The sequence below is a fragment of the Sphingopyxis italica genome (assembly GCF_011926545.1).
Lineage (GTDB): Bacteria > Pseudomonadota > Alphaproteobacteria > Sphingomonadales > Sphingomonadaceae > Sphingopyxis > Sphingopyxis italica.
The window spans coordinates 124810-147151 of sequence record NZ_JAATIT010000001.1 but is presented as its reverse complement, the minus strand read 5'-3'; the positions used below and the strand labels follow the sequence as shown (position 1 = coordinate 147151).

At 67.4% G+C, this 22342-nt stretch carries 19 protein-coding genes, 1 tRNA gene and 2 riboswitches; of the genes, 17 read left to right on the top strand and 3 right to left on the bottom strand.

Annotated elements, in window-relative coordinates:
- Positions 1-11: 11 nt before the first annotated feature.
- The 12 genes from ftsZ to GGR90_RS00510 all read left to right on the top strand — a co-directional run bounded on the left by ftsZ (position 12) and on the right by GGR90_RS00510 (position 13497).
- A complete protein-coding gene (gene ftsZ, locus GGR90_RS00565; protein WP_167918458.1) occupies positions 12-1460 on the top strand; it encodes a cell division protein FtsZ in 1449 nt (482 codons plus the stop codon).
- 60 nt (positions 1461-1520) lie between these two features.
- Entirely contained in the window at positions 1521-3209 is a 1689-nt protein-coding gene (locus tag GGR90_RS00560; protein ID WP_167918456.1) for a tetratricopeptide repeat protein, read from the top strand.
- On the top strand, positions 3206-4378 hold the full coding sequence (locus GGR90_RS00555; RefSeq protein WP_167918453.1) for a deoxyguanosinetriphosphate triphosphohydrolase: 1173 nt from the start codon (positions 3206-3208) through the stop codon (positions 4376-4378). The genes GGR90_RS00560 and GGR90_RS00555 overlap by 4 nt, the downstream gene beginning before the upstream one ends.
- Positions 4371-5018, top strand: coding sequence for a Rossmann-fold NAD(P)-binding domain-containing protein (locus GGR90_RS00550; RefSeq protein ID WP_167918451.1), 648 nt, complete (start codon positions 4371-4373; stop codon positions 5016-5018). The genes GGR90_RS00555 and GGR90_RS00550 overlap by 8 nt, the downstream gene beginning before the upstream one ends.
- A gap of 59 nt (positions 5019-5077) precedes the next feature.
- Positions 5078-5168, top strand: a riboswitch (glycine riboswitch).
- A riboswitch (glycine riboswitch) is annotated at positions 5169-5276 on the top strand.
- A 53-nt stretch (positions 5277-5329) separates the two neighbouring features.
- Entirely contained in the window at positions 5330-6478 is a 1149-nt protein-coding gene (gene gcvT, locus GGR90_RS00545) for a glycine cleavage system aminomethyltransferase GcvT (RefSeq protein ID WP_167918449.1), read from the top strand.
- A gap of 3 nt (positions 6479-6481) precedes the next feature.
- Positions 6482-6853: a glycine cleavage system protein GcvH gene (gene gcvH / locus GGR90_RS00540; RefSeq protein ID WP_167918447.1), complete on the top strand. Its 372-nt coding sequence runs from the start codon at positions 6482-6484 to the stop codon at positions 6851-6853.
- A gap of 39 nt (positions 6854-6892) precedes the next feature.
- Positions 6893-7699 (top strand): glycosyltransferase family 2 protein, encoded by an 807-nt coding sequence (locus tag GGR90_RS00535; RefSeq protein ID WP_167918445.1) that lies wholly within the window; start codon positions 6893-6895, stop codon positions 7697-7699.
- 12 nt (positions 7700-7711) lie between these two features.
- Complete coding sequence (gcvPA, locus tag GGR90_RS00530; protein WP_167918443.1) at positions 7712-9070, top strand: aminomethyl-transferring glycine dehydrogenase subunit GcvPA; 1359 nt, start codon at positions 7712-7714, stop codon at positions 9068-9070.
- The gene (gcvPB, locus tag GGR90_RS00525) at positions 9067-10611 is read left to right on the top strand and encodes an aminomethyl-transferring glycine dehydrogenase subunit GcvPB (RefSeq protein ID WP_167918441.1); all 1545 of its coding nucleotides are present in this window, start codon (positions 9067-9069) and stop codon (positions 10609-10611) included. Before gcvPA ends, gcvPB begins: the two co-directional genes overlap by 4 nt.
- Positions 10612-10756: 145 nt before the next feature.
- Positions 10757-11203 (top strand): ABA4-like family protein, encoded by a 447-nt coding sequence (locus GGR90_RS00520; protein WP_167918439.1) that lies wholly within the window; start codon positions 10757-10759, stop codon positions 11201-11203.
- A gap of 14 nt (positions 11204-11217) precedes the next feature.
- Positions 11218-11835, top strand: a complete 618-nt coding sequence (locus tag GGR90_RS00515) for a DUF938 domain-containing protein (protein WP_209023590.1) — start codon at positions 11218-11220, stop codon at positions 11833-11835.
- A 102-nt stretch (positions 11836-11937) separates the two neighbouring features.
- The gene (locus tag GGR90_RS00510) at positions 11938-13497 is read left to right on the top strand and encodes a fatty acid--CoA ligase (protein ID WP_167918435.1); all 1560 of its coding nucleotides are present in this window, start codon (positions 11938-11940) and stop codon (positions 13495-13497) included.
- 320 nt (positions 13498-13817) lie between these two features.
- Here the strand turns inward: GGR90_RS00510 and GGR90_RS00505 are convergent, their stop codons facing one another.
- Positions 13818-14441 (bottom strand): glutathione S-transferase family protein, encoded by a 624-nt coding sequence (locus GGR90_RS00505; RefSeq protein WP_167918433.1) that lies wholly within the window; start codon positions 14439-14441, stop codon positions 13818-13820.
- A complete protein-coding gene (locus tag GGR90_RS00500) occupies positions 14438-15397 on the bottom strand; it encodes a DMT family transporter (RefSeq protein WP_209023520.1) in 960 nt (319 codons plus the stop codon). The genes GGR90_RS00505 and GGR90_RS00500 overlap by 4 nt, the downstream gene beginning before the upstream one ends.
- A gap of 92 nt (positions 15398-15489) precedes the next feature.
- Between GGR90_RS00500 and GGR90_RS00495 the strand changes: the two genes are divergently transcribed.
- Positions 15490-15565: transfer RNA gene (locus GGR90_RS00495), tRNA-Trp, on the top strand.
- A gap of 39 nt (positions 15566-15604) precedes the next feature.
- Here the strand turns inward: GGR90_RS00495 and GGR90_RS00490 are convergent.
- Positions 15605-18334, bottom strand: coding sequence for a protein kinase domain-containing protein (locus tag GGR90_RS00490; protein ID WP_167918431.1), 2730 nt, complete (start codon positions 18332-18334; stop codon positions 15605-15607).
- 110 nt (positions 18335-18444) lie between these two features.
- On the opposite strand from GGR90_RS00490, the gene GGR90_RS00485 reads away from it, so the two are divergent.
- Genes GGR90_RS00485 through GGR90_RS00470 form a run of 4 tightly spaced genes read left to right on the top strand, consistent with a single transcriptional unit; the run spans position 18445 to position 22257 of the window.
- Complete coding sequence (locus GGR90_RS00485; protein WP_167918429.1) at positions 18445-19095, top strand: hypothetical protein; 651 nt, start codon at positions 18445-18447, stop codon at positions 19093-19095.
- Positions 19092-20033 carry a hypothetical protein gene (locus GGR90_RS00480; protein WP_167918427.1) on the top strand — a complete coding sequence of 314 codons (942 nt, stop codon included), beginning with the start codon at positions 19092-19094 and terminating at the stop codon, positions 20031-20033. The genes GGR90_RS00485 and GGR90_RS00480 overlap by 4 nt, the downstream gene beginning before the upstream one ends.
- Entirely contained in the window at positions 20030-21367 is a 1338-nt protein-coding gene (locus GGR90_RS00475; protein ID WP_167918425.1) for a hypothetical protein, read from the top strand. The genes GGR90_RS00480 and GGR90_RS00475 overlap by 4 nt, the downstream gene beginning before the upstream one ends.
- The gene (locus GGR90_RS00470) at positions 21364-22257 is read left to right on the top strand and encodes a hypothetical protein (protein ID WP_167918423.1); all 894 of its coding nucleotides are present in this window, start codon (positions 21364-21366) and stop codon (positions 22255-22257) included. The genes GGR90_RS00475 and GGR90_RS00470 overlap by 4 nt, the downstream gene beginning before the upstream one ends.
- Positions 22258-22342 lie beyond the last annotated feature (85 nt).

The following is a 22342-nucleotide window of genomic DNA, read 5'->3' as shown; positions in this document are numbered from 1 at the left end:
GAGACTATTTGATGAGCATCAATATTGGCCCGCCGCAGGTCGACGAGCTGAAGCCGCGCATCGCGGTGATCGGCGTCGGCGGCGCGGGCGGCAATGCCATCGCAAACATGATCGCGGCGCGCGTCGAGGGCGTCGATTTCGTCGTCGCCAACACCGACGCGCAGGCGCTCAACGCTTCGCCGGCCGAACGGCGTATCCAGCTGGGGACGCAGATCACCCAGGGACTGGGCGCGGGCTCGCGGCCCGAGGTCGGCCGCGCGGCTGCCGAGGAAAGCATCGCGCAGGTCGAAGAGGCGCTCAACGGCGCGCATATGTGCTTCGTCGCGGCGGGCATGGGCGGCGGCACCGGCACCGGCGCGGCTCCCGTCATCGCCAAGGCGGCGCGCGACCGCGGCATCCTGACCGTCGGCGTCGTGACCAAGCCCTTCATGTTCGAAGGCGCGCGGCGTATGCGCTCCGCCGACGCCGGCATCGCCGAGCTTCAGGAACATGTCGACACGCTGATCATCATTCCCAATCAGAACCTCTTCCTTGTCGCCAACCCCAACACGACCTTCAAAGAAGCCTTTTCGATGGCCGACGAAGTGCTCCAGCAGGGCGTCCGCGGCATCACCGACCTGATGGTCATGCCCGGCCTGATCAACCTCGACTTCGCCGACGTGCGCAGCGTGATGCGCGAAATGGGCAAGGCGATGATGGGCACCGGCGAAGCCGAAGGCGACGGCCGCGCGCTCGAAGCCGCCCAGAAAGCCATCGCCAACCCGCTGCTCGACGGCGTGTCGATGGCGGGCGCAAAGGGCGTCATCATCTCGATCACCGGCGGCGAGGATATGCGCCTGATGGAAGTCGACGAGGCCGCGAACCACATTCGCGAGCTGGTCGACCCCGACGCCAACATCATCTGGGGCAGCGCCTTCAACGACAGCCTCGACGGCAAGATTCGCGTCTCGGTCGTCGCCACGGGTATCGACGGGACGGGCGAAGCCGCGCAGGCCGCGCCCGCGACGCGCAGCTTCTCCTTCGCCCCTGCCCGTACGGCTGCGCCCGCTCCGGTGGCCGAAGAAGTGGTCGAACCCGCTGTGCAGGAAGAGCCCGTCGCCGAAGCGCCGCTGGCGCAGGACAATGACCCGGCGCCCGGCTTCTCGCTCGGCGATGCCGAACCCGAAGCCGCGGTCCCGGCCGCGGAAGAAGAGCCGATGGAGTTGTCGCAGGTCGCCGCGACCTATGACGATACCGCCGGCGAACTCGTCCTCGACGCGCCCGAGGCTCCGGCTGCCGACCATCGTTCGGCAGGCGCTGCGGACGCGGCCGAATCGCCCGCGCGCTCGGTCGGCGGCGGCACCTTGTTCGAACGCATGTCGCGGCTCTCGCGCGGGGCATCGACCCCCGATGCCGAAGAGGGCGGCAAGGACGACGGGGTCGATATTCCGCGTTTCCTGGGACGTCAGAACAACCAGTAACGGGGCTATCGAGCGGCCGCCCGCCGGGCACGGCAGGCCGGAAATCGGGATGATGTGCCCATGCGGCAGGTGAAATGGACGGCGAAGCCGGCGCGCGCGCGCTACCTTGTTCGCGCTCTCGGCGTGCTGTTGCTTGGGTCGGTGACACTCGCCCCCGCGCTGGCGCCCGTACAGGCTCAGGTGACGCCGCCCGACCCCGCGACCAAGGCGGCGATGGAAAAGCGGACCGCCGCGCGCACCTTGCTGTCGTCGTCGCTCGCCCGCATCGCGGCGAACAGCAGCGACACGGCGGCGCTGCTCGATGCCGGCCGTGCGTCGATCGACCTCGAGGATTATCGCGCCGCGCTCGGTTTCCTCGTCCGCGCCGAACAGGCCCGCCCGCGCGACGGCGCGATCAAGGCGGCGCTCGGATCGGCGATGGTCCATATGGAAAATCCGACGCGCGCGCTCGACTATTTCGGCGAGGCGCAGCTGCTGGGCGCCCCTGAACGGCTGTTCCTCGCCGACCGCGGCCTCGCGCGCGACCTGCTGGGGCAACAGGATGCGGCGCAGCGCGACTATCAACTCGCGCTGTCGGTTTCTCCCAATAACGAACTGACGCGGCGTTACGCGCTGTCGCTCGGGATCAGCGGCGACGCCGATCGCGGAATCGCCATGCTGACCCCGCAACTGCGCGCGCAGGATCGCGGCGCGTGGCGGCTGCGCGCGATGATCCTCGCGATGAACGGCCGCGACAAGGAAGCGACTGAAATCCTCAACGCGACGATGCCGCCCGCGATGGCGCGGAATATCACGCCCTATCTGCTCCAGATGGACCGGCTCAATCCCGCGCAACAGGCCGCGGCGGCGCATTTCGGCCGCTTCCCCAGCGGACAGCCCGGCCCGAAACGCGCGCCTGTTCAGGTGGCCGCCTCGACCGCGACGCGCCAGCCTGCCGCCGCCGACCGGCGGCCGCCGGTTGCAGCGACGACGCCGTCGCGGACGTCCGCGCCCACCGCGCGCAAACCCGATCCGGCGTCCGCCGCGCGGTTGCCGGCGCCGACGCCAGCGCCGCCGGCTGCCGCGCTGCCGGAGGCGAGCCGTCCCGCACCGGCTCCCACTCCCACTCCCACTCCCACCGCCGCGGCGCCGCGCCCGATCCGCGCGGCCGTCGATGCGAACAAGGGCCCGATCGGCCCCGGATTTTCGATCGCCGATGTGGGCCGTTCGACGCCAGCCGCTTCTTCGCCCGCGCCAGCCACCGCCGCCTCGGCCCCGCTCGCATCGCTCGCCGAGATCGTCGGCTCGATCGAAATCCCGCCCGAAGAGCTGAGCCGGCCCGACAATGCCATCGGCGCCGACACGCTCGCCCGACTGCTCGAAGACAAGCGCAAGGCCGAAGCGGCCGAGGCGGCGAAGCGCGAGAAGGAAGAGGCCGCCGCCAAGGCGAAAGCCGACGCGGATGCCAAGGCGAAGGAGGAGGCCGCAAAGAAAAAGGCGAACCCCGCGCGCCTGTGGGTCCAGATCGCGACCGGCGCGAACCTCAAGGCGCTCGCCTTCGACTATAATCGTTTCGCCAAACGCAACGCCGCGCTGTTCAAGGGCAAATCGGGGTCGACCGCCGAATGGGGCCAGACGCGGCGCCTGCTCGTCGGGCCGTTCGCCAACCGCAAGGCGGCGCAGGACTGGCTCGGCGACTATAAAAAGGCCGAAGGCGACGGTTTCCTCTTCGACAGCGAGGCGGGCGAAACCGTCGACCCGATCAAGTGAGTTTGGCCGGCTGCGCCAGCGACCCCGCGCGCAGCCGCGGCCGCCGCCATCCCGAACTCGGCCGCGTCGTGCGCGGGCCGCGCGACGATTTCCAGCGCGACCGCGACCGCATCATCCATTCGATCGCGTTTCGCCGCCTGCGCCACAAGACGCAGGTGTTCGTCGCCCCCGACGGCGACCATTATCGCGTCCGCCTGACCCACAGCATCGAGGTCGCGCAGATCGGCCGCGGTATCGCGCGCGCGCTCGGGCTCAACGAGGATCTGACCGAAGCCCTGTGCCTTGCGCACGACATCGGCCATCCGCCCTTCGGTCACGCGGGCGAGGATGCGTTGAAGGCCGCGATGGCGGCGCATGGCGGCTTCGATCACAATGGTCACACGCTGCGCACGCTCGCGCGCCTCGAATGTCCCTATCCGCTGTTCGACGGCATCAACCTGACGTGGGAGACATTGGAAGGGCTCGCCAAGCATAACGGCCCCGTTGCGAATCCGGGCTGGGCGCTCGCCGAAATCGACGGCGACTTCGGGCTCGACCTCGCCAGCCATGCCAGTCTCGAGGCGCAGGTGGCGGCGATTGCCGACGACATCGCTTACGACAATCACGACATCGACGACGGGCTGCGCGCGGGCCTGCTCGACCTCGACCAGTTGATGGCACAGCCCTTCGTCGCCGCCAATTATCGCGCGGTCGAGGGGCGTTTCCCCGGCGCGCCGCGTGACCGGCTGCTGCGCGAACTCGTCCGCGACCAGATCGGCGTGATGGTCAACGACGTGATCGCCGCGACCGCCGCCAACGTCGCCGACGTTGGGGTCGCCAGCGCCGAGGAGGTTCGCGCCGCGGGCCGCACGCTCGGCGGTTTTTCGCCCGAATTGGCGGCACAGGAACGCGAACTCAAACGCTTCATGTACACGAACCTCTATCACCACCCCGAACAGCTCGCCGCCGCCGAGGCCGCGAACCGGGTGGTCGCCGACCTCTTCGCCGCCTATGCCGCCGATCCCGCGCTGATGGGCGCCGACTGGTCGGCGCGGTTGCCCGGCGAAACATGCGCGACAAACCGCCATATCGGTGATTATATCGCGGGCATGACCGATCGCTTCGCCATCGACCGCTACGCCGACATCTTCGGCCGCGACGCGGTGCCCGCCGCGCTGGCGCATGCCTGACGCGCTGATCGTCGGCGCGACCGGGATGGTCGGACGCGCGGTGATCGGGCATTTCGGTTCCACGTCCGTCACCGTTCTCGCGCGGCGCGAGGTCGAGAGTCTGGCCCCGCATCACCGCGAACTGGTCGCTCCGTCCGAACGCTGGGCCGACATCATCGCCGCCGAGCGGCCCGCCGTCCTCATTTCCTGCCTCGGCACGACGATCCGCCAGGCGGGATCGCAGGCGGCGTTCCGCGCGGTCGATCACGACCTCATACTTGCCGCCGCGCGCGGGGCGAGGGCGGGCGGCACGCCGCATATGATCGCGGTCAGCTCGGTCGGCGCCGCGGCAAAGAGCGGCAATTTCTACCTGCGCACCAAGGGCGAGACCGAGGACGACCTTCGCGCGCTCGGCTTCGGCCGCCTCGATCTCATCCGCCCCGGCCTGCTCCGCGGCGACCGGCCGGGACCCCAACGCCTCGCCGAGGGGCTGGCGACGATCGCCGCGCCGCTGACCGACGCGCTGCTCCACGGCCGCTTCCGCCGCTATCGCTCGATTTCGGGCGATACCGTCGCCGCCGCGATCGTCGCGCTCGCGGGGCAAGATGGTCCGGGCGTATATATCCACGAAAACGACGCGCTCGGCGCGCTCGCCGATTGACTCTGCAAAGGCGCGGCGCCAAGGCTCGCGGCGTCTGTCGGGTTCCACCAAGGGATTCGACCGGCCGCGCGGGAGAGCGCGGGGGCAACCCCGCCACCGAAGGAGCAACCGCCCCGGAAACTCTCAGGTCAGCAGGACCGCGCAGGCTGGAACGGACACTCTGGAAAGCGTTCCGGCCGATTCTGCCGGAACCACCGAAGGGGTAACTCCATGATATATGGAGGAAAACTCTCAGGTTCCCGTGACAGAGGGGGCATGGCGACAGGGCGGCACCGGGCCGCAACTTGCCGTGTCAACGACGGGAGTGCGATATGCGCGAAGATGAAGAAATTCCGATCGAAACGGCCACCCTGCCCCTCGACGCCTGGCACCGCGCGAAGGGCGGCCGCATGGTCGAATTCGCCGGCTATTGGATGCCGATCCAATATGAAGGCATCATGGCCGAACATCTCTGGACGCGCGAAAGCGCCGGCCTGTTCGACGTCAGCCACATGGGACAATTGGTCCTCACCGGCGACAATGTCGCCGAGGCGCTCGAAACGCTCGTCCCCGGCGACATCTCGGCGCTGAAACCCGGCCGCATGCGCTATTCGCTGCTGCTGGACGAAGACGGCGGCATCCTCGACGACCTGATGGTCACCAACAGCGGCCACAGCTTCTACCTTGTCGTCAATGGCGCGGTGAAATGGGACGATATCGCCCATTTGCGCGACAATCTGTCCGACGAGATCACGCTCAATCATATGGACGATCATGGTTTGCTCGCGCTGCAGGGTCCAAAGGCGGTCGATGTTCTGACGCGAATGGGCCTGACGCCGCTCCAGCCCGGCTGGCCGGCGGTGAGCGAACTCGTCTTCATGCAGGCAAGTCCCTATGATTGGAACGGCGTGCCGGTCAGCGTCAGCCGCTCGGGCTACACCGGCGAGGACGGCTTCGAGATTTCGCTGCCGGGTGAGGCGCTCACCGCCTTCGCCGACGCGCTCTGCGCAATGGAAGAAGTAAAGCCGATCGGCCTCGGCGCGCGCGATTCGCTGCGGCTCGAAGCGGGCCTGCCGCTCTACGGGCACGACATGACCCCCGAAATCGACCCCGCCGAAGCCGACCTCGGCTTCGCGATCAGCAAGCGCCGCCGCGCAGAGGAGAATTTCCCCGGCGCCGCGCGCATCCTCGGTCATCTTGAGGACGGCCCGCCCCGCAAGCGCGTCGGTCTCACCGTCGACGGCAAGCTGCCGGTGCGCGAGGGCGCCAAGCTGTTCGACGGCGAGGACGAGATCGGCGTCGTGACCTCGGGCGGTTTCGCCCCCAGCGTCGGCGCGCCGATCGCCATGGGTTATGTCCCGCGCGATCACGCCGTGCCGGGCACCGCCGTCGCCGCCGAAGTGCGCGGCAAGCTGGTCCATTGCACCGTCACCGCCATGCCATTCATTCCGCACCGCTATGTGCGCAAACAGGGAGCCTGATCGATGCCGCGTTATTACACCGAAGAACATGAATGGATCGACGTCGACGGCGACGTCGCGACGGTCGGCATCACCGACTTCGCGCAGGGCCAGCTCGGCGACATCGTCTTCGTCGAAGTTCCCGACACCGGCGCCGAACTGACCGCGGGCGGCGATGCCGCGGTGGTCGAATCGGTGAAGGCCGCCAGCGACGTCTTTGCCCCCGTCGATGGCACCGTGACCGAAGGCAATGGTCAGCTCGAAGACGACCCCGCGCTCGTCAATTCGGACCCCGAAGGTGGAGGCTGGTTCTTTCGCATGACGCTGTCCGACAAGGGCCAGCTCGACGGCCTGATGGACGCAAAGGGCTACAAGGCCTTCTGCGACGCCCTGTAACCGATCGCCCCTCCCGCGGGCGGGAGGGGGAGGGATGCGATGACCGACGCCGCGCCAGCCAATTGCCGCCTGATGGTGGCGACGCCGATCTATGACGGCGCGCAGGGCACCTATGTCCGCGCGGCGCTGGGTCTCGCGTTGGCGGCGCAGGCAGAGGGTGTGCCGGTGCGGTTCGAGTTCATTCTCCACGAAGCGCAGATCCACCGCGCGCGCAGCCTGCTTGCCGACCTGTTCGTGCAGAGCGATTGCACGCATCTGCTCTTCGTCGATGCCGATATCGATTTCGCCGCCGCCGATATTTTCGCGATGATCGCGGCGATGATGGCCCGGCCCGACTGCGCGATCCTCGGCGCCGCGGTGCCGCGCCGCACGGTCAACTGGCCGCAGGTCGCGCGCGCCGCCGAGCGCGGACTTGGGAAGGACAATGCGGCCGACCTTGCTCGCTATGCGGGCGATTTCGCATTGAGTTTCCTGCACGCCGACCAACGCTTTGCGCTGACCGATCTTGTCGAATTGTCGCAGCTTGGCACCGGACTGATGCTGATCCGCCGCGACGTCGTCGAAACGCTCGGCGCGCGGCACCCCGAACTCGCCTTCCGCACCGATGCGCGCGACCGGCAGGGAACGGGGGTGGGCGAAAGCGTCCACGCGCTCTTCCTGCCCGAGATCGACCCGAGCAGCGGCCTGATGCTGTCCGAGGATTATGCTTTCTGCCGCCGCGCGCGCGATGCGGGTTTTCGCATCTGGCTCGCGCCCTGGGTCCGCACGACGCACAGCGGCCCCGCCATTTTTCGCGGATCGCTGGCAGATCTCGCACCGCTTTTTGCTTCTTCTTCCGATAGCTGACCGGAGTATTTCATGCGTTATCTCCCTCTCACTCCCGATGACCGCGCGGCGATGCTCGACACCATCGGCGCGTCGTCGATCGACGACCTGTTCGCCGATGTGCCCGCCGAGGCGCGGCTCGACGGCCCGATCGCGGGCCTGCCGAACCATGCGAGCGAACTCGCGGTCGAGCGCCACATGGGGGCCCTCGCGCGCCGCAGCCGCGCTGCGGGCGAAGGCCCCTTCTTCCTCGGTGCCGGTGCCTATCGCCACCATGTTCCGGCGAGCGTCGATCATCTGATCCAGCGCGGCGAATTCCTCACCGCCTATACGCCTTACCAGCCCGAAATCGCGCAGGGCACGCTGCAGATGCTGTTCGAATTTCAGTCGCAGGTCGCGCGGCTGCTGGGCACCGACGTCGCCAACGCGTCGATGTACGACGGTTCGACCGCTTGCTGGGAAGCGATCGTGATGGCGCGCCGCATCACCAAGCGCGCCAAGGCCCTGCTCTCGACCGGCCTCCACCCGCATTACCGCAGCGTCGCGCGCACGATGGCGAAATATACCGGCGATGTGCTGGTCGATGGCGATCCGACCCTCGAAGCGGGCACCGACTGGGCCGCACTGGCGGGCAGCATCGACAAGGAGGTGAGCTGCGTCGTCGTCCAATATCCCGACATCCTCGGCCGCATCGACGACATGACGAAGCTCGCTGAAGCCTGTCAGGCCGCGGGCGCGTTGCTGATCGCGGTGGTGACCGAGCCCGTGGCGCTCGGCCTGATCAAGTCGCCCGGCGAAATGGGCGCCGACATCGTGGTGGGCGAGGGACAGTCGCTCGGCGTCGGCCTCCAGTTCGGCGGGCCTTACGTTGGCCTCTTCGCGTGCAAGACCAAATATGTCCGCCAGATGCCGGGGCGTTTGTGCGGCGAGACCGTCGACGCCAACGGCAAGCGCGGCTTCGTGCTGACGCTCTCGACGCGCGAACAGCATATCCGCCGCGAAAAGGCGACGAGCAATATCTGCACCAATTCAGGTCTTTGTGCGCTGGCCTTCAGCATTCATATGACCCTGCTCGGCGAAGCCGGCCTCCGCCAGCTTGCCGCGATCAACCATGGCCGGGCAAAGGCGGCCGCCGCCGAACTGGCGAAGGTGCCGGGCGTGTCGGTGCTGAACGCCAGCTTCTTCAACGAATTCACTTTGCTGCTCCCGACCGCCGCGCGGCCGGTGATCCACAAGCTCGCCGAAAAGGACATCCTCGGCGGCGTCTCGCTCGGCCGTCTCTATCCCGACAACGCCGGCCTGGAAAACGGCCTCGTCGTCGCCGTAACCGAAACCGTGACCGAAGCGGATATTTCCGCCTTCGCCGCGGCCCTGAAGGAGGTGCTGGCATGACCGCGCTCAACCGCGCCGGCTGGCGCCCCGAAATGAACAGCGCCGGCGGCGCCGACGACACTGTCACCTTCACCGGCAATCGCGCGCTGATGCTCGAGGAACCGCTGATCTTCGAAATCGGCGGCAGCGAGACCACCGGCGTCGATTTCGACGAGGACGCGCCCGCCGCCGACCTCGGCGCGCTCGCACGGACCGCGCCGATCGGCCTCCCGGGCCTCAGCGAATCCGAAACGGTGCGCCATTACACGCGCCTGTCGCGGCAGAATTACGCCATCGACCTCGGCCTCTTCCCGCTCGGCAGTTGCACAATGAAGCACAATCCGCGCCTCAACGAAAAGGTCGCGCGGATGCCCGGCTTTGCCGACGCCCACCCGCTCCAGCCGCAGGAAACGGTGCAGGGCGCCTATGCGGTGATCCACGAACTCGCCGAATGGCTGATCAAGCTGACGGGCATGCACAGCGTCGCCATGTCGCCAAAGGCGGGCGCCCATGGCGAGCTTTGCGGCATTCTCTGCATCAAGGCGGCGCTCGAAGCGCGCGGCGAGGACCGCCGCGTTATTCTGGTTCCCGAAAGCGCGCACGGTACCAACCCCGCGACCGCGGCCTTCGCGGGCTTTACGGTCGAGGACATTCCCGCGACGCCCGAAGGTCGCGTCGATCTGGCGGCGCTGAAGGCGCGCCTTGGTCCCGATGTCGCGGGGGTGATGATCACCAACCCGAACACCTGCGGCCTGTTCGAGCGCGACATGAAGGCGATTTCGGACGCGGTCCATGCGGCGGGCGGCTATGTCTATTGCGACGGCGCGAACTTCAACGCGATCGTCGGCCGCGTGCGCCCCGGCGACCTCGGCGTCGATGCGATGCACATCAACCTGCACAAGACCTTCTCGACCCCGCATGGCGGCGGCGGGCCCGGCTCGGGTCCCGTCGTGCTGTCCGAAGCTTTGGCTCCGTTCGCACCGCTGCCTTTCGTCACCAGGCAGGGCGATGACTTCCGCTTGATCGAGGAGGAAAATGCGAGCGAAGATCATCCGCAGACCTTCGGCCGCATGACCGCCTTCCACGGCCAGATGGGCATGTTCACCCGCGCGCTGACCTATATCCTCAGCCACGGTGCCGACGGGCTCAAGCAGGTCGCCGAGGATGCGGTGCTCAACGCCAATTATGTGCTGCGCAGCCTCGAGGACGTGCTCGACGCGCCCTTCGCGGCATCGGGTCCGTGCATGCACGAGGCACTGTTCAGCGACAAGGGCCTCGCCGAAGGCTTCTCGACGCTCGACATCGCCAAGGGGCTGATCGACGAGGGCTATCACCCGATGACGGTCTATTTCCCGCTCGTCGTCCACGGCGCGATGCTCGTCGAACCGACCGAGACCGAGTCCAAGGCGGTGCTCGACCAGTTCATCGGCGCGCTGCGCAGCATTGCCTTGCGCGCGAAGAACGGCGACCCGGCGCTCAAATCGGCGCCGCATTTCGCGCCGCGCGCGCGCCTCGACGAAACGCTCGCGGCGCGCAAACCCGTGCTCGCCTGGGAGGGTTGATCAAAGCCCATCGAAAGCGGCCGGCGCGGATCGAGCTAGTCTAGCTTTAACCGTCATCCCGACGTAGGTCGGGATCTCATCGGTGGGTTGGTTGCCAACGGCGAGATCCCGGCCTTTGCCGGGATGACGGAAAGGGGGAGACGATATGAGCTGGGACAATGTCTTTCTGCTGGCCAATTATTGGGCCTTCGCCGCCTGGATCGCGCTCGCCTTCCTGCCGCGCGGGCCCAAAATCCTCGCGGCTATCCTCTATGTCGGCGTGTTCCTGCTGTGCCTCGCCTACACCATATTGATCGTCGGTTTCCTGACCGGCGGCATCGACCCGGGCGGCGCGAGCGGGGCCGATTTCACGACGCTGAAAGGCGTGATGAAGCTGTTCGACAGCCCGGGCGGGGCGACGATGGGGTGGATCCATTATCTGGCGTTCGACCTGTTCACCGGCATGTGGATCGCGCGCGATGCCGATCAGAAGGGATTCAGCCGGGCGGTGCAATTCCCCTTCCTGTTCCTGACGCTGATGGCCGGCCCGGTCGGCCTCTTCGCCTGGCTGATCATACGCGAGCGTCGCGCGCGGGCGCAGACGAAAAAGTGACGCCGCAACCCTGGATGCCCGGCGACAGCGGTGAAGCGGAAAAGCGCCACGCCCCCGCGACGCTGCGCAACCGCGACGCGATCGCCGCCGTGCTCGCGGGCTGGCTGCCGCCGTCGGGCACGGTGCTCGAAGTCGCGAGCGGATCGGGCGAGCATGTGGTGCATTTCGCCGCGGCCTTCCCGCACCTCGACTGGCAACCGAGCGACCCCGACCCTGCCGGCCTCGCCTCGATCGCGGCCTGGCGCGTCGAGGCGGGACGCACGAACATCGCGCCGCCGCGGGCGCTCGACGCAGCAGAACCCGACTGGCCCACCGAACGCGCCGATGCGATCCTCTGTATCAACATGGTCCATATCAGCCCGTGGGAAGCCACGCTCGGCCTGTTCGCCGGCGCTGCACGCCTGCTCGCGCCCGGCGCGCCACTGATCCTCTACGGGCCTTATATCGAAGCCGATGAGCCGACTGCGGAGAGCAACCTCGCCTTCGATGCGAGCTTGCGCAGCCGCGATCCCGCATGGGGGCTGCGCGACGCCGATACGGTCAGGTCGGCCGCCCGCGACGCCGGACTAAGCTTCGCCGAGCGCCGCGCGATGCCCGCCAACAACCTGATGCTGCTCTTCCGCCGCACCTGACGCACCTGACAGGTCCGGCGATCGGCGCTTTACCTCGCTGGCAGAACCGTTAGCTTTCTCATCAATTGCGCGCAAACGACGCGATTCGAGGAGAGAGAGGCGATGGGCCGCGACGTTTCGGAGCTGTTTACGTTCGACGAATTCCTGACCCATTGGGCCGCCGAGCGCCCCGACCGGGTGGCGATGCGCGAAGAGGATCGCGTCTATTCCTATGCCGAACTCGATGACCTCACGGCGCGCGCCGCCTCGGCGTTGATCGCGGCGGGGCTGAAAAAGGGCGACCGCATCGCGTGGATCGGCAAGAACAGCGACCTTTATTTCACCCTTTTCTACGGCGCGGCGCGCGCGGGCATCGTGATGGCGCCGATCGGCTGGCGCCTGTCGCCGAACGAATGGGCGTTCATCGTGGGCGACACAGAGGCGAAAATTGTCTTCGCCGGACCAGGCTTCGAAGGACTGGCCGATCAGCTCGCGGGCAAGCTCCCAAACGATCCCGCCATCGTCGGCGCGGCGGAGGCGTGGGCGATGATCGAGGGCGCTCAGCGTACCTCTTTCGAACCCTCGGACGCGAACGACGCGGTGCTCCAGCTCTACACCTCGGGCACCACGGGCAATCCCAAGGGCGCGGTGCTGTCGAACCGCAATCTCTTCGCGCTCCGCAAACATTCGAGCACCCTCGACATGCCCTACACCAAATGGGACGATGACGAGGCGGTGCTCGTCGCGATGCCCTGCGCGCATATCGGCGGCACCGGGCTTGGCATCATGGCGCTCGCGGCGGGGCTGCCCGGCGTCGTGCTCGCGGAATTCAATCCCGATGGCGTGTTCGACGCGGTCGAACAGCATGGCGTGACGCGCTTCTTCATGGTGCCCGCGGCGCTCCAGATGCTGCTGATGCACCCGCGCTGCGCCAGCGTCGATTACAGCCGCCTCAAATATATCCTCTATGGCGCCGCGCCGATCCCGCTCGAGCTGCTGCGCCAGTGCATCCAGGTCTTCGGGGCCGATTTCATTCAGGCCTATGGGATGACCGAAACCACGGGCACGATCTCGATGCTGCCGCCCGAGGACCATGATCCCGCGGGCAATGCGCGGATGCGCTCGGCGGGCAAGGCGCTTCCCGGCGTCGAAATCGTCATCCTCGGGCCCGACGGCAATTCCGTCCCGATCGGCGAGGTGGGCGAGGTCGTCACCCGCTCGTCGAACAATATGCTCGGTTACTGGAACCTGCCCGACGCGACCGCGAAGACGATGACCGACGACGGCTGGATCCGCACCGGCGACGCGGGCTATCTCGACGCCGACGGCTATCTCTTCATCCACGACCGGATGAAGGACATGATCATCACCGGCGGCGAGAATGTCTATCCGGCCGAGGTCGAAAGCGCGATCTTCGGCCATCCGGCGGTGCAGGAGGTCGCGGTGATCGGCATCCCCGACGCGAAATGGGGCGAGACGGTGAAGGCGGTCGTCGTCGCCAAGCCGGGGAGCAGCGTCGAGGAAGCCGACATCATCGCGTGGGCGCGAGAGCGCATCGCACCGTTCAAATGTCCGCGCAGCATCGACGTGATCGAGGCGCTGCCGAGGAACGCCAGCGGCAAGATTTTGCGCAAGGACCTGCGCGCGCCCTATTGGGAAGGCTATGAGCGGATGGTGAATTGAGCGGGGGGTTTCGTCTGAAACACGACATTCCTTTCATCGTCATCCCGGTGCAGGCCGGGATCTCACCGCATCGGATTCACGCATCGGCGAGATCCCGGCCTGCGCCGGGATGACAAAATAGGGAGGGCAATTCCCCGCCCCATATCCGCCGTGCGCATACGTGAGAATGTGAAAGCCAACCTATCCGCCGCACCATAAATTGGCCCCACATACGGCCTTTCACGCGACCTACACCCCGAAAGGCCGATGCGTTTTCCTCGTTGGCACTGCCATGCACGGGGGGCACGAAGGGCTTCACCGGATGGTGGAGCCCTTTTTCGTCACGCGGCGGCCTTCTGACGGGCGCGGGCGCGCCGGAACCCCTCGCGCGCCATGCAGCGATCGAGCCATGCCTTCGTTGCTTCGCCCAGCGAATCATCGGCGCCGAGCGTCGTCGCGAGGAAGGCGGCATAGCCGATCGCGATGTCGGCGATGGTGAAGCGCCCCGCGACAAGCCACTCGCGCCCGTCGGCGAGCGCCGCCTCGATGCTCTTCGCCCGGCCGCCGAAGAACGCTTTATAGTCCTCGACCGCCTGCGCGAGCCGCCGCTCCTCGGGCTCGACGCGCGTGTAGCGGAGCATGATGGCGAGCGGAAAGGTCAGCGTCGCGTCGCTGCGGTGGAGCCAGTTGCGATAATCCCAATAATCACCTTCGCCCCGGCGGACTTCGAGCGGGGTTCTTTCGGCAATCCGCTCGCAGATCGCGGCGGATTCGGTCATCAGCCGTCCATTCTCGACCCAGCCGGGGATGGTCATCAGCGGGTTCACCGCGCGATAATCGGGCTCGAACGCGCGCGGCGGGAATTTGAGCAGCTTGAGGTCGACGTCGATCCCGGCCTCCTCGACCGCCCACAGGCAGCGCAGCGAGCGGGCGTCGGGGCAGTGGTAAAGGATCGGTAACGTCATGCAGCAACCTCCTTCGGCCGGTCGATATGGCGGCGATGCTCGCGCCAGGCGATGAACAGCCCCGACGCGATGATCAGCGGGGCGCCGACCCAGGTCGTATCGGCGGGCAGGGTGCCGAAGAACCACCAACCGGCGGCGATCGCCCAGAGCAGGCTCGAATAATCCATCGGGATCACGACCGACACCGGTGCGAGGCGCAAAGCGCCGGTCAGCGACATCTGGACCACCGCGCCGAGGAAGCCGAGCCCGATCAGCAACAGCCACTCATGGCCGCTGTGCGGGGTGATGACGAAAGGCAGGGCGATGCCGAGCGGGATCATCGACAGCAGGCTGAACCAGAAGACGATCGTCGCGGCATTTTCGGTGCGGCCCAAGTCGCGCACGGCAATGGTGATGAGCGCGGTCATTATCGCGCCGCTGAGGGCGACTAATGTACCGACGCCGTGCGTGCCCCCGAATCCGCCCGCGAAGCTTGCAAGCGGGTCGAGCACGACGAGCACCCCGACGAAGCCGAGGATCACGGCGCTCCACCGCTGCCACCCCGTCGCCTCGCCGAGCAGGATGGCGGCGAAGATGACGGCAAAGATCGGCACCGACAGGCTGATCGTGGTCGCCTCGGCCATCGGCAGCAGGATCATCGCGCCGAAATTGCATGCCATGCCGGTCAGGCCCATCAGCATCCGCCGCGCGTGCGCCCCGATCCGCCGCGTCTTCAGCGACGACAGGCCGCTGGTCGCCATCACCCATGCCAGCAGGAAAGGCAGGACCAACGCTTGCCGCCAGAACAGGCTTTCGACGACGTGGATGCCCGCCGCGTCGATCTTTTTGACAAGCACGAACATCAGCGACAGGCTGACCATCGCCAGCAGCCGCAACGCGATCCCGCCCAGATAATGCTGCGGGGCGCCGTGGAGGGGGAGGGTGGGGGACGAGGTGGGGGGCGGGGCGTCGCTCATGCGAAATTGCGCATATCAGCCCGGCTCGCGCGCGCAACCCGTCATCCCTCTTGCCCCGCTCCTCCAATCCGGCTAGTGGCCCACTCCGGCCTAGGGGTATAGCTCAGTTGGTAGAGCATCGGTCTCCAAAACCGAGGGTCGTAGGTTCGAGTCCTACTGCCCCTGCCAGGCCGTCCGATCGCTTTCCAAGCGACCGATGTCCGATGATCAACCGCCGCCCCGGGCCAACTGTGCCTCCAGCTTCTTGGCGCGCGCTTTCGCCGCTGGATCTTTCGCGTCCGCGAACGCCGGCGCCGCGGCCGCGAGCAACCGCCGCGCTTCGGCTTTGTCGCCGCTGCCCAGCGCGGCTTCGGCGAGCGCCAGGTCGATGGCCGCGCCGATATCCGGATTGCCCAGCAATTGCGCCATTTTCTGCCGATCGAGGCCGCGGAGCAACGCCTGCGCGTCGGCGAAGCGGTCGTTGGCGATCAGGCATTCGGCGGTGAAATACCGCACCACATGCGTAAGCGGATAGTCGGGGCCAAAGGCGGCACGGGTCGTCGACAGGGCGTCGTTCGCGATTCCCATCGCCTGGTTGCGGCGGGCCGTCTGGCACAGCGCGGAGGCATAGTCGGTCTGTCCGACCAAGGCTTGGTGTGATTGCGGCCCTGCCAGCGCCGCCGCGCCCCGCCAGACGCGCTCGGTTTCGCGCGCCGCGGCGTCATATTGGCCGAGCGCGGCGAAACTCTCGAACCGCGCCGAATGCAGCGCCAGCGTAAAGCGGTGGTCGGGTCCGAACCGCTTTTGCATCGCGGCGAGGAGCGGGGCGCTGGCCTTCAGCGCCTCGTCGTGCCGTCCGGTCATCGACAGGCTGTTCAACCAATGCTGCCGGGTAACGAGCGTGTCGGGGTGGTCGGCGCCGCGGATGCGCGTCGAATCGCGCACGATCGCGCGCGCGATCGGTTCGGCCTCGTCGGCGCGGCCGAGCCGCATCAGCGTCAGTGCGAGCGACGAGCGCGCCTTGAGCAATTGCCCCGGCGGCACCCCGCTGTCCGGCGCCTCGCCGATCTTCACCGCGCGCTGAAACGCGCGCTCGGCGGCTTCGATGTCGGCCATATAGCCATAGGCGCCCTCCGCCGAGGCGAGGGCAAAGCCAACTCGCCCGGCCTCGCCGCGTGCGCCCAGCCGCTCGCGTTCGGCCGCGAGCAGCTTGCCCGCCACTTCGAGCCGGTCGGGCTGGCCCGACGTCGATTCCATGTGGATACGTCCGAGCCGGCCGACGACGGCATCGTCGCCCGACGCCTCGCCCGCGTTGCTGAACAGCGCGTCGGCGCGCGTATATTCGGCGCGCGCGGTATCGAAATCGGACCGTTGGTGAAACGCGCGCGCGACCGCGAGATGGAGCCGCGCGGCGACATGCGGCGCCCCGGCAAAACGCTGGTCGATCTGCTGGCTCGCGCGCTTGATCGCGTCGATCACCGTCTCGTCGGCGCTCGATTTCGCCGGATCGGGGCTACCGAGCACATCCTCGGCGATGAAGGCGTAGCTGGTTTCGGCCAGTTCGCGCGCCGCGACCGCTTCGTTGCGCTGATGCCAGGCATAGGCGGCGAGCGCCGACGCGGTCAGCAGCCCAACCGTCAGGCTGGCGAAGGCGGCGCGAACCCACGGGCGCCGCGCGGCGCGCTGCTCGTCCAGTCTTTGCTGTTCGGCGAGCCGCGCCGACCGTTCGGCCTCGGCCTCGGCTTCGGCGCGGCGTTGCGGCAGGCGATCGAGCCGCTCGGCCAGTTCTTCGGCGCTCGCGAGCCGCTCGGCGGGCACGCCCGCCGCAGCGCGCGCAATGTCATCGCGCAGCAACGGGTCGGCGACGCGCGCTTCCCAACCCGGCGCCAGCGCTGCCGAGAAATCGCCGATGACGAGCTGATAGACGATGAGCCCGAGGGCATAGATGTCGCTCTTCACCGTGGGCACGGCTTCGCCCGCGAGTTCGGGCGCGCGATACGCCAGCGTTCCCGATCGCGGTTCGTCCTTGCCAAGGTCGGCGTCGAGCGATCCCGGATCGGTGATGTGGTAATTCGCGAGGACCGCGTCGTCGAGCAGCCGCCCGCTGCCGAAGTCGACCAGCCGCACCACCGGCTCGTCATCGACCCGCTCGATCAATATGTTCGCGGGCTTCAGATCCTTGTGCAGGACGCCCATGCCATGCACCGCGGCGAGCGCGCGCGCGATCATCGCGGCGACCGCCAGCCGCTGCTCGGGCGCGATCGCGGATAGGCCGCCCGCCGCTTCCGCCCACGCCAGCAGGTCGTCGCCGCCCCACGCATATTCGAGGAAAAAGGGCGCGGTGTCGAAATTCCATTCGTGGAGCGCCGGGATCGGCGCCGACTTGCCCAGCCCGGCGAACAGCAGGCGCGACAGCGCCGCCTCGCGCTTCAGGCTGCGCAGCCGGTCGGGCGCGTCGGCGAATTTGAAGACGCGCGCCTCGCCGGTTTTCGCCTGCCGCGCGCACCAGACATCCTCGCTGCCGGTGTCGCCGAGCGGGCGGTCGAGCTGCCACAGCTTGCGGCCGGGCACGCTGTCGCCCGGCGCAAAGGCGAAGCGCGGCGCGAGCGGGGTGTCGATGCTATTGACCGCGACGGGCGCGACCAGCCGGTATCCGACGCGCGGTACGGTCGCGATGATCGCATCGGCTTCGCCGCCCAGCGCCTTGCGCAATTTCGATATGGCGGTTGCGAGCGATCCTTCGACGACGGTGAGGCCCGGCCAGACGGCATCGAGTATCTCGTCCTTGGTGACGACCTCGCCCGCGCGCAGCAGCAGTTCGTGCAGCACTTCGAGCGGCTTGCCTTCGAGCGCGACGGCGTGCCCGTCGACGCGCAGCGCCCAGCTCGCCTCGTCGAAATCGGCGTTGGCGAAATGCCACAGCCGGCGCCTCCGCCGCGACGAATGGGTTCCCGACATAGAAATCACAGCCCCCCGACCATTCTTTAGAAAAGCTTTAGAACAGGATCAGGACGCGAATTCAAGGATGTGCGAGCAATTCCCCATGATTGCATTTCGGGGAGGTTATGATGAGCAATAACGAGCAGCCGATCCGGCGCGCCGAGGACATACACGGCTTTTTCCGCACCGGCATTGTCCGCGGCGTCGGCAACTGGTCCGAAACGCATGTGAGTTCGTCGAGCAGCGGCGGCGGCGGCTATGTCCACAACGGAACGGGCCACATATCGGCGCCCCGGGTAACGGTGTCGTCGACGAACACCGAAGTGATGCGCTTTTTCCTCGAATATGCTGACGACGACGAGGATGAAGTGACGATCAAGGGCGGCGGCTTCGCCGCGCGCGAGGGGCAGCGGGTCACCGTCGTCCGCATCGGTTCGCGCCCCGGCTGGGGCTATAATGTCGCCTATCACAACCATAATATGGGTTCGACCTTTGCGCCGGACAATCGGCTCGAATGGCCGCTCACCAAGCGCCCGTCGCGCAAGATGATGCTGTTCGCCCCGATCATCGGCGCCATATTGGGGGCGGTCGTGATGCTCGATCTATGGTGGTTCTTCGCCTTGGGCGCCTTCGGTTGGGCGCTCTACGCCTATAGCCAGAAGAACGGCGAATATCGGCGGTTGAAGGCCGCCGTGCGCCAGCGCGTCGACGAACTCGTCGCCGAAGCCAAGGCCGAGCACGGCCGGACCCGCGGCGCGAACGAAAGCGAAGCCGCATGAACGGGGGCATAGGGATGCGTCGGAACTGGAAACATCATGCCCTGCTGCCCGCGCTGCTCCTCGCGGCCTGCGGCGGCGGCGAAGCGCCTTCGGGGGGCGGGGCGGGGACGGCCGGGCCGGAAAAGGCTGGCGCGGTCGTCCCCGATACCTCACTCCCCAAGGACGGATCGATCGAACAGGACCGCGAGGGCGCGCTTCGCGCCGCGGGCTATCGGCAGCGCGGCGGGTTTTGGATGGCGAGCTGCGAAGCCGACATCAAACCAGTGCCGAAGGACAGCTGGTACGGCCTTGAAAGCGCGGAGATGCGCGACCTCAACGGCGACGGCACCGCCGAGGCGGTGATCAGCGGCGGCAGCAGCTATTGCTTCGGCAATACCGGCCTCTCGTTCAAGCTGCTCGCCAAATCGGGATCGGGCTGGAAGCTGATCGCCGACAGCATGGGAATTCCCGCCTTCCATCGGCGCAAGGGCATCGCATGGCCCGACATCGAGATCGGCGGGGCGGGATCCGACTGTTTCCCTTTCCTGCGCTGGGACGGCCGCAAATATGCTTATGGCGGGCGCTCGCTCGAAGGGCGGATCTGCGAACTTGCTCCAAAGGTACAGGTGCGCAAGGGCGGTCTGCCGATGGCGACCGGCCTCTGGGCGCGCAACCACGCTGCATGCGATGCGCTCGGACGCGGGCAGGGCGATCCCGATTTCATCTTCGACGGCAAGGCGATGCTTGGCCCGCAGGATTATTACAGCGTCACGCCGTTCAAGGCGCTCGGTGACGGGCGTTATCAGACCGCCGGGGAGCATGAGCGGCAGGTCATCGACATGAACGATCCCAAGTTCATCATCGTGGTGGAGGGCAATTGGTGGAGCGGCGGCTACACCTGGTGCTCGTCCGCACAGAGCTGGAAGCCGTGGGAAGTTTCGCCGGAGGATTATTCATGATCCGTTCGCTGTTCACACTCGCGTCGGCGCTGCTGCCGGTCGCCGCGCTCGTCCAGTCGCAGCCGCAGCCCAAAGTCTGGCCGCGCGAGGTGCAGACTCTCTATGACGAGTTCAAGGCCGAATGCCGCGCGGGCGGCGGGAAGTTTGTCCCCGATCGCGCCAATTTCGCGGTCGAGACCGAGGTGACCGGCGACGGCAAGCCCGATTGGGTCGTCGAATATGGCGCGGCGCACTGCTCCAATCAAGGCTATTCGGCGTGGTGCGGCACCGCGGGCTGCATGATCACCATCCTCGGGTCGGGACGCGGCGGTCTCACCGAAATCTTCAGCAACAATGTCCGTGGCTGGGAAGCCGTGAAGCTCGACGGCGGTCGCACCGGGCTCGGCCTTTCGGTGCATGGTACGGTCTGCGGCAGCGTCGGCGCCGACATGTGCCTCGAGGTGCTGCGTTGGGACGGGCGCAAATGGGCGCTCGCCGGGCGGCGGCGCGGGACGGCGGAGGATATCGGCACCGACGGCGGCGAGCCGGCGCTGCCGCCGTCACCGGGGCATGACGCGCGCTGGCAGTTCGGCGGCAGCGGCGCCGGCGCTGTCGCGGCGGTGACGGGACATCCTCAATTCGCGGCGCTCGGGCTGCGCTGCCAGCCGGGCGGCGGCCTCTATATGAGCGTCGTGCCGACGAAGGCGCTGCGTCTGCCGCCCGCCGGCCGGCCGCTCCTGATCGGGTTCAGAAGCCATGCGGAATTTACCGAAACGACGCAGCCACTGATGCTCGAGCCGGGCAAGCCCGATTTCAGCGGCCCGCTCGACCCGGCGACGAAGGCGCTGCTGACCGGCGCCGACACCGACCTCGCCGTCTATGCCAGCACCGACGGCGGCGACGAATGGCGGGAAGTCACCTATTTGTCGCTCGCCGGGTCGACCGCGGCGATCCGCTCGCTCGAAAAGCAATGTCCGCAGGCGGCCGGCGCTTCGCGGGCTGCAACATCCGGCCAGTCGGGCGTCGTGCCGCTGCCCGTCGGCTATTATGTCGATATGCGTATCGGCAGCTGCGCCAAACCCTTCGGCAACGGGACGCTCTATCTCGCCGAGGATCGCCTCGAGTCGCCCTACAGCAGCTGCAAGTTCGCCAGCCTCAAGATGGTCGATGGCCGAAACTTCCAGCAGACCGTGATATGTTCCGACGAGGACGGGCGGCCGACCACGGGGACGACCAACTATAGCGTCACCGGGCCGCGGTCTTTCGCGGTCGAAACCTACAGCGAAGACTGGACCTGGTGCCCCGCCGCGCGGCTTCCGGCGAAAGCGCGCTTCTACAAGGGGGCGGGGCGATGAAGACCGGCATCCCCTTCCTGTTCGCGGCGTCGATCGGCTTCGCGGCCGCGGCGCTGGCTCAGCCCGCCGGCAAACCGCCGCAGGTCATCGACATCAACGGCGTCCGGATCGGCATGTCACCAGCCGAGGCGACGGCGGCGATCGGCGCGACCGGCATGCCGAATATCCACCGCGGCGGCCGGGATTTCTTCATCGACAAGGTCCGCTTCAACAACCGCGACGACATGGTCTTCGTGTCCGCCCTCCGGTCGGAGATTATGGGCGATCCGCCTTCCTATACCGGTGGCAATCGGATCGGGCGCCGGATTCTGTCGGTCAGTTTCCTGCCCGATCCGGGGCGCGAGCGCGTGTGGGGCATCGGTCATAGCCGGACCTACCGCCTTGCCGAGGCGCCGTCGGTCGCCAATACGATCGAGGCGCTGGTGGACAAATATGGCGAGCCCCAGGTCCACAAGGGGCTGAGCACCGCCAATTTCATCCGCGGCGTTCCCGCGGGACAGCGAACATCGAGCGGCACGATGATCTGGTACTGGACCGACGCCGGCGCGCCGATGGACCGAAAACTGAGCGAAACCTGCTTCGGGGCGCTCGACAACAGCTTCGTCGGACTGGGCGGCCCCGATGTCGGCCTATATAATGGGGTCACGCTCGAAAGTTCGCTGACCAAACGTCACTGGCAGGCGGGCCGCCGCGCCGGTTGCGGCCGCGTGATCCACGCCGCGCTCTTCTGGAACCAGGACGGCGTGCTGACCGAACTGCGCGTCGGCGCGATCGATTTGAAGCTGGCCTATGACGCTGCGGTTACCCTTTCGAACAAGATCGCCGCGCAGGAAGACGAAGCGGCGAAAGCGCGTCTGCGCGAGGCCGATAGACGCCGGCCAGGTCTGTGATCGATCCTGGAGGGCCGGAGCAAGCTAGCCGCTGTCCCTTCGCTGGACGGATCGTCCGCAACTCCGTCGGCACCCCCAATATTAT

Excerpts from the sequence above, each read along its gene's own strand:
- GGR90_RS00480 (WP_167918427.1), top strand. The coding sequence starts at position 19,092 with ATGAACGGGGGCATAGGGATGCGTCGGAACTGGAAACATCATGCCCTG.
- GGR90_RS00500 (WP_209023520.1), bottom strand. The coding sequence starts at position 15,397 with ATGAGCGACGCCCCGCCCCCCACCTCGTCCCCCACCCTCCCCCTCCAC.
- GGR90_RS00535 (WP_167918445.1), top strand. The coding sequence starts at position 6,893 with ATGACCGACGCCGCGCCAGCCAATTGCCGCCTGATGGTGGCGACGCCG.
- gcvT (WP_167918449.1), top strand. The coding sequence starts at position 5,330 with ATGCGCGAAGATGAAGAAATTCCGATCGAAACGGCCACCCTGCCCCTC.
- GGR90_RS00485 (WP_167918429.1), top strand. The coding sequence starts at position 18,445 with ATGAGCAATAACGAGCAGCCGATCCGGCGCGCCGAGGACATACACGGC.
- GGR90_RS00550 (WP_167918451.1), top strand. The coding sequence starts at position 4,371 with ATGCCTGACGCGCTGATCGTCGGCGCGACCGGGATGGTCGGACGCGCG.
- GGR90_RS00505 (WP_167918433.1), bottom strand. The coding sequence starts at position 14,441 with ATGACGTTACCGATCCTTTACCACTGCCCCGACGCCCGCTCGCTGCGC.
- GGR90_RS00560 (WP_167918456.1), top strand. The coding sequence starts at position 1,521 with ATGCGGCAGGTGAAATGGACGGCGAAGCCGGCGCGCGCGCGCTACCTT.
- GGR90_RS00475 (WP_167918425.1), top strand. The coding sequence starts at position 20,030 with ATGATCCGTTCGCTGTTCACACTCGCGTCGGCGCTGCTGCCGGTCGCC.
- GGR90_RS00515 (WP_209023590.1), top strand. The coding sequence starts at position 11,218 with ATGCCCGGCGACAGCGGTGAAGCGGAAAAGCGCCACGCCCCCGCGACG.
- gcvPA (WP_167918443.1), top strand. The coding sequence starts at position 7,712 with ATGCGTTATCTCCCTCTCACTCCCGATGACCGCGCGGCGATGCTCGAC.
- gcvH (WP_167918447.1), top strand. The coding sequence starts at position 6,482 with ATGCCGCGTTATTACACCGAAGAACATGAATGGATCGACGTCGACGGC.
- GGR90_RS00470 (WP_167918423.1), top strand. The coding sequence starts at position 21,364 with ATGAAGACCGGCATCCCCTTCCTGTTCGCGGCGTCGATCGGCTTCGCG.
- GGR90_RS00490 (WP_167918431.1), bottom strand. The coding sequence starts at position 18,334 with ATGTCGGGAACCCATTCGTCGCGGCGGAGGCGCCGGCTGTGGCATTTC.
- ftsZ (WP_167918458.1), top strand. The coding sequence starts at position 12 with ATGAGCATCAATATTGGCCCGCCGCAGGTCGACGAGCTGAAGCCGCGC.
- GGR90_RS00510 (WP_167918435.1), top strand. The coding sequence starts at position 11,938 with ATGGGCCGCGACGTTTCGGAGCTGTTTACGTTCGACGAATTCCTGACC.
- gcvPB (WP_167918441.1), top strand. The coding sequence starts at position 9,067 with ATGACCGCGCTCAACCGCGCCGGCTGGCGCCCCGAAATGAACAGCGCC.
- GGR90_RS00520 (WP_167918439.1), top strand. The coding sequence starts at position 10,757 with ATGAGCTGGGACAATGTCTTTCTGCTGGCCAATTATTGGGCCTTCGCC.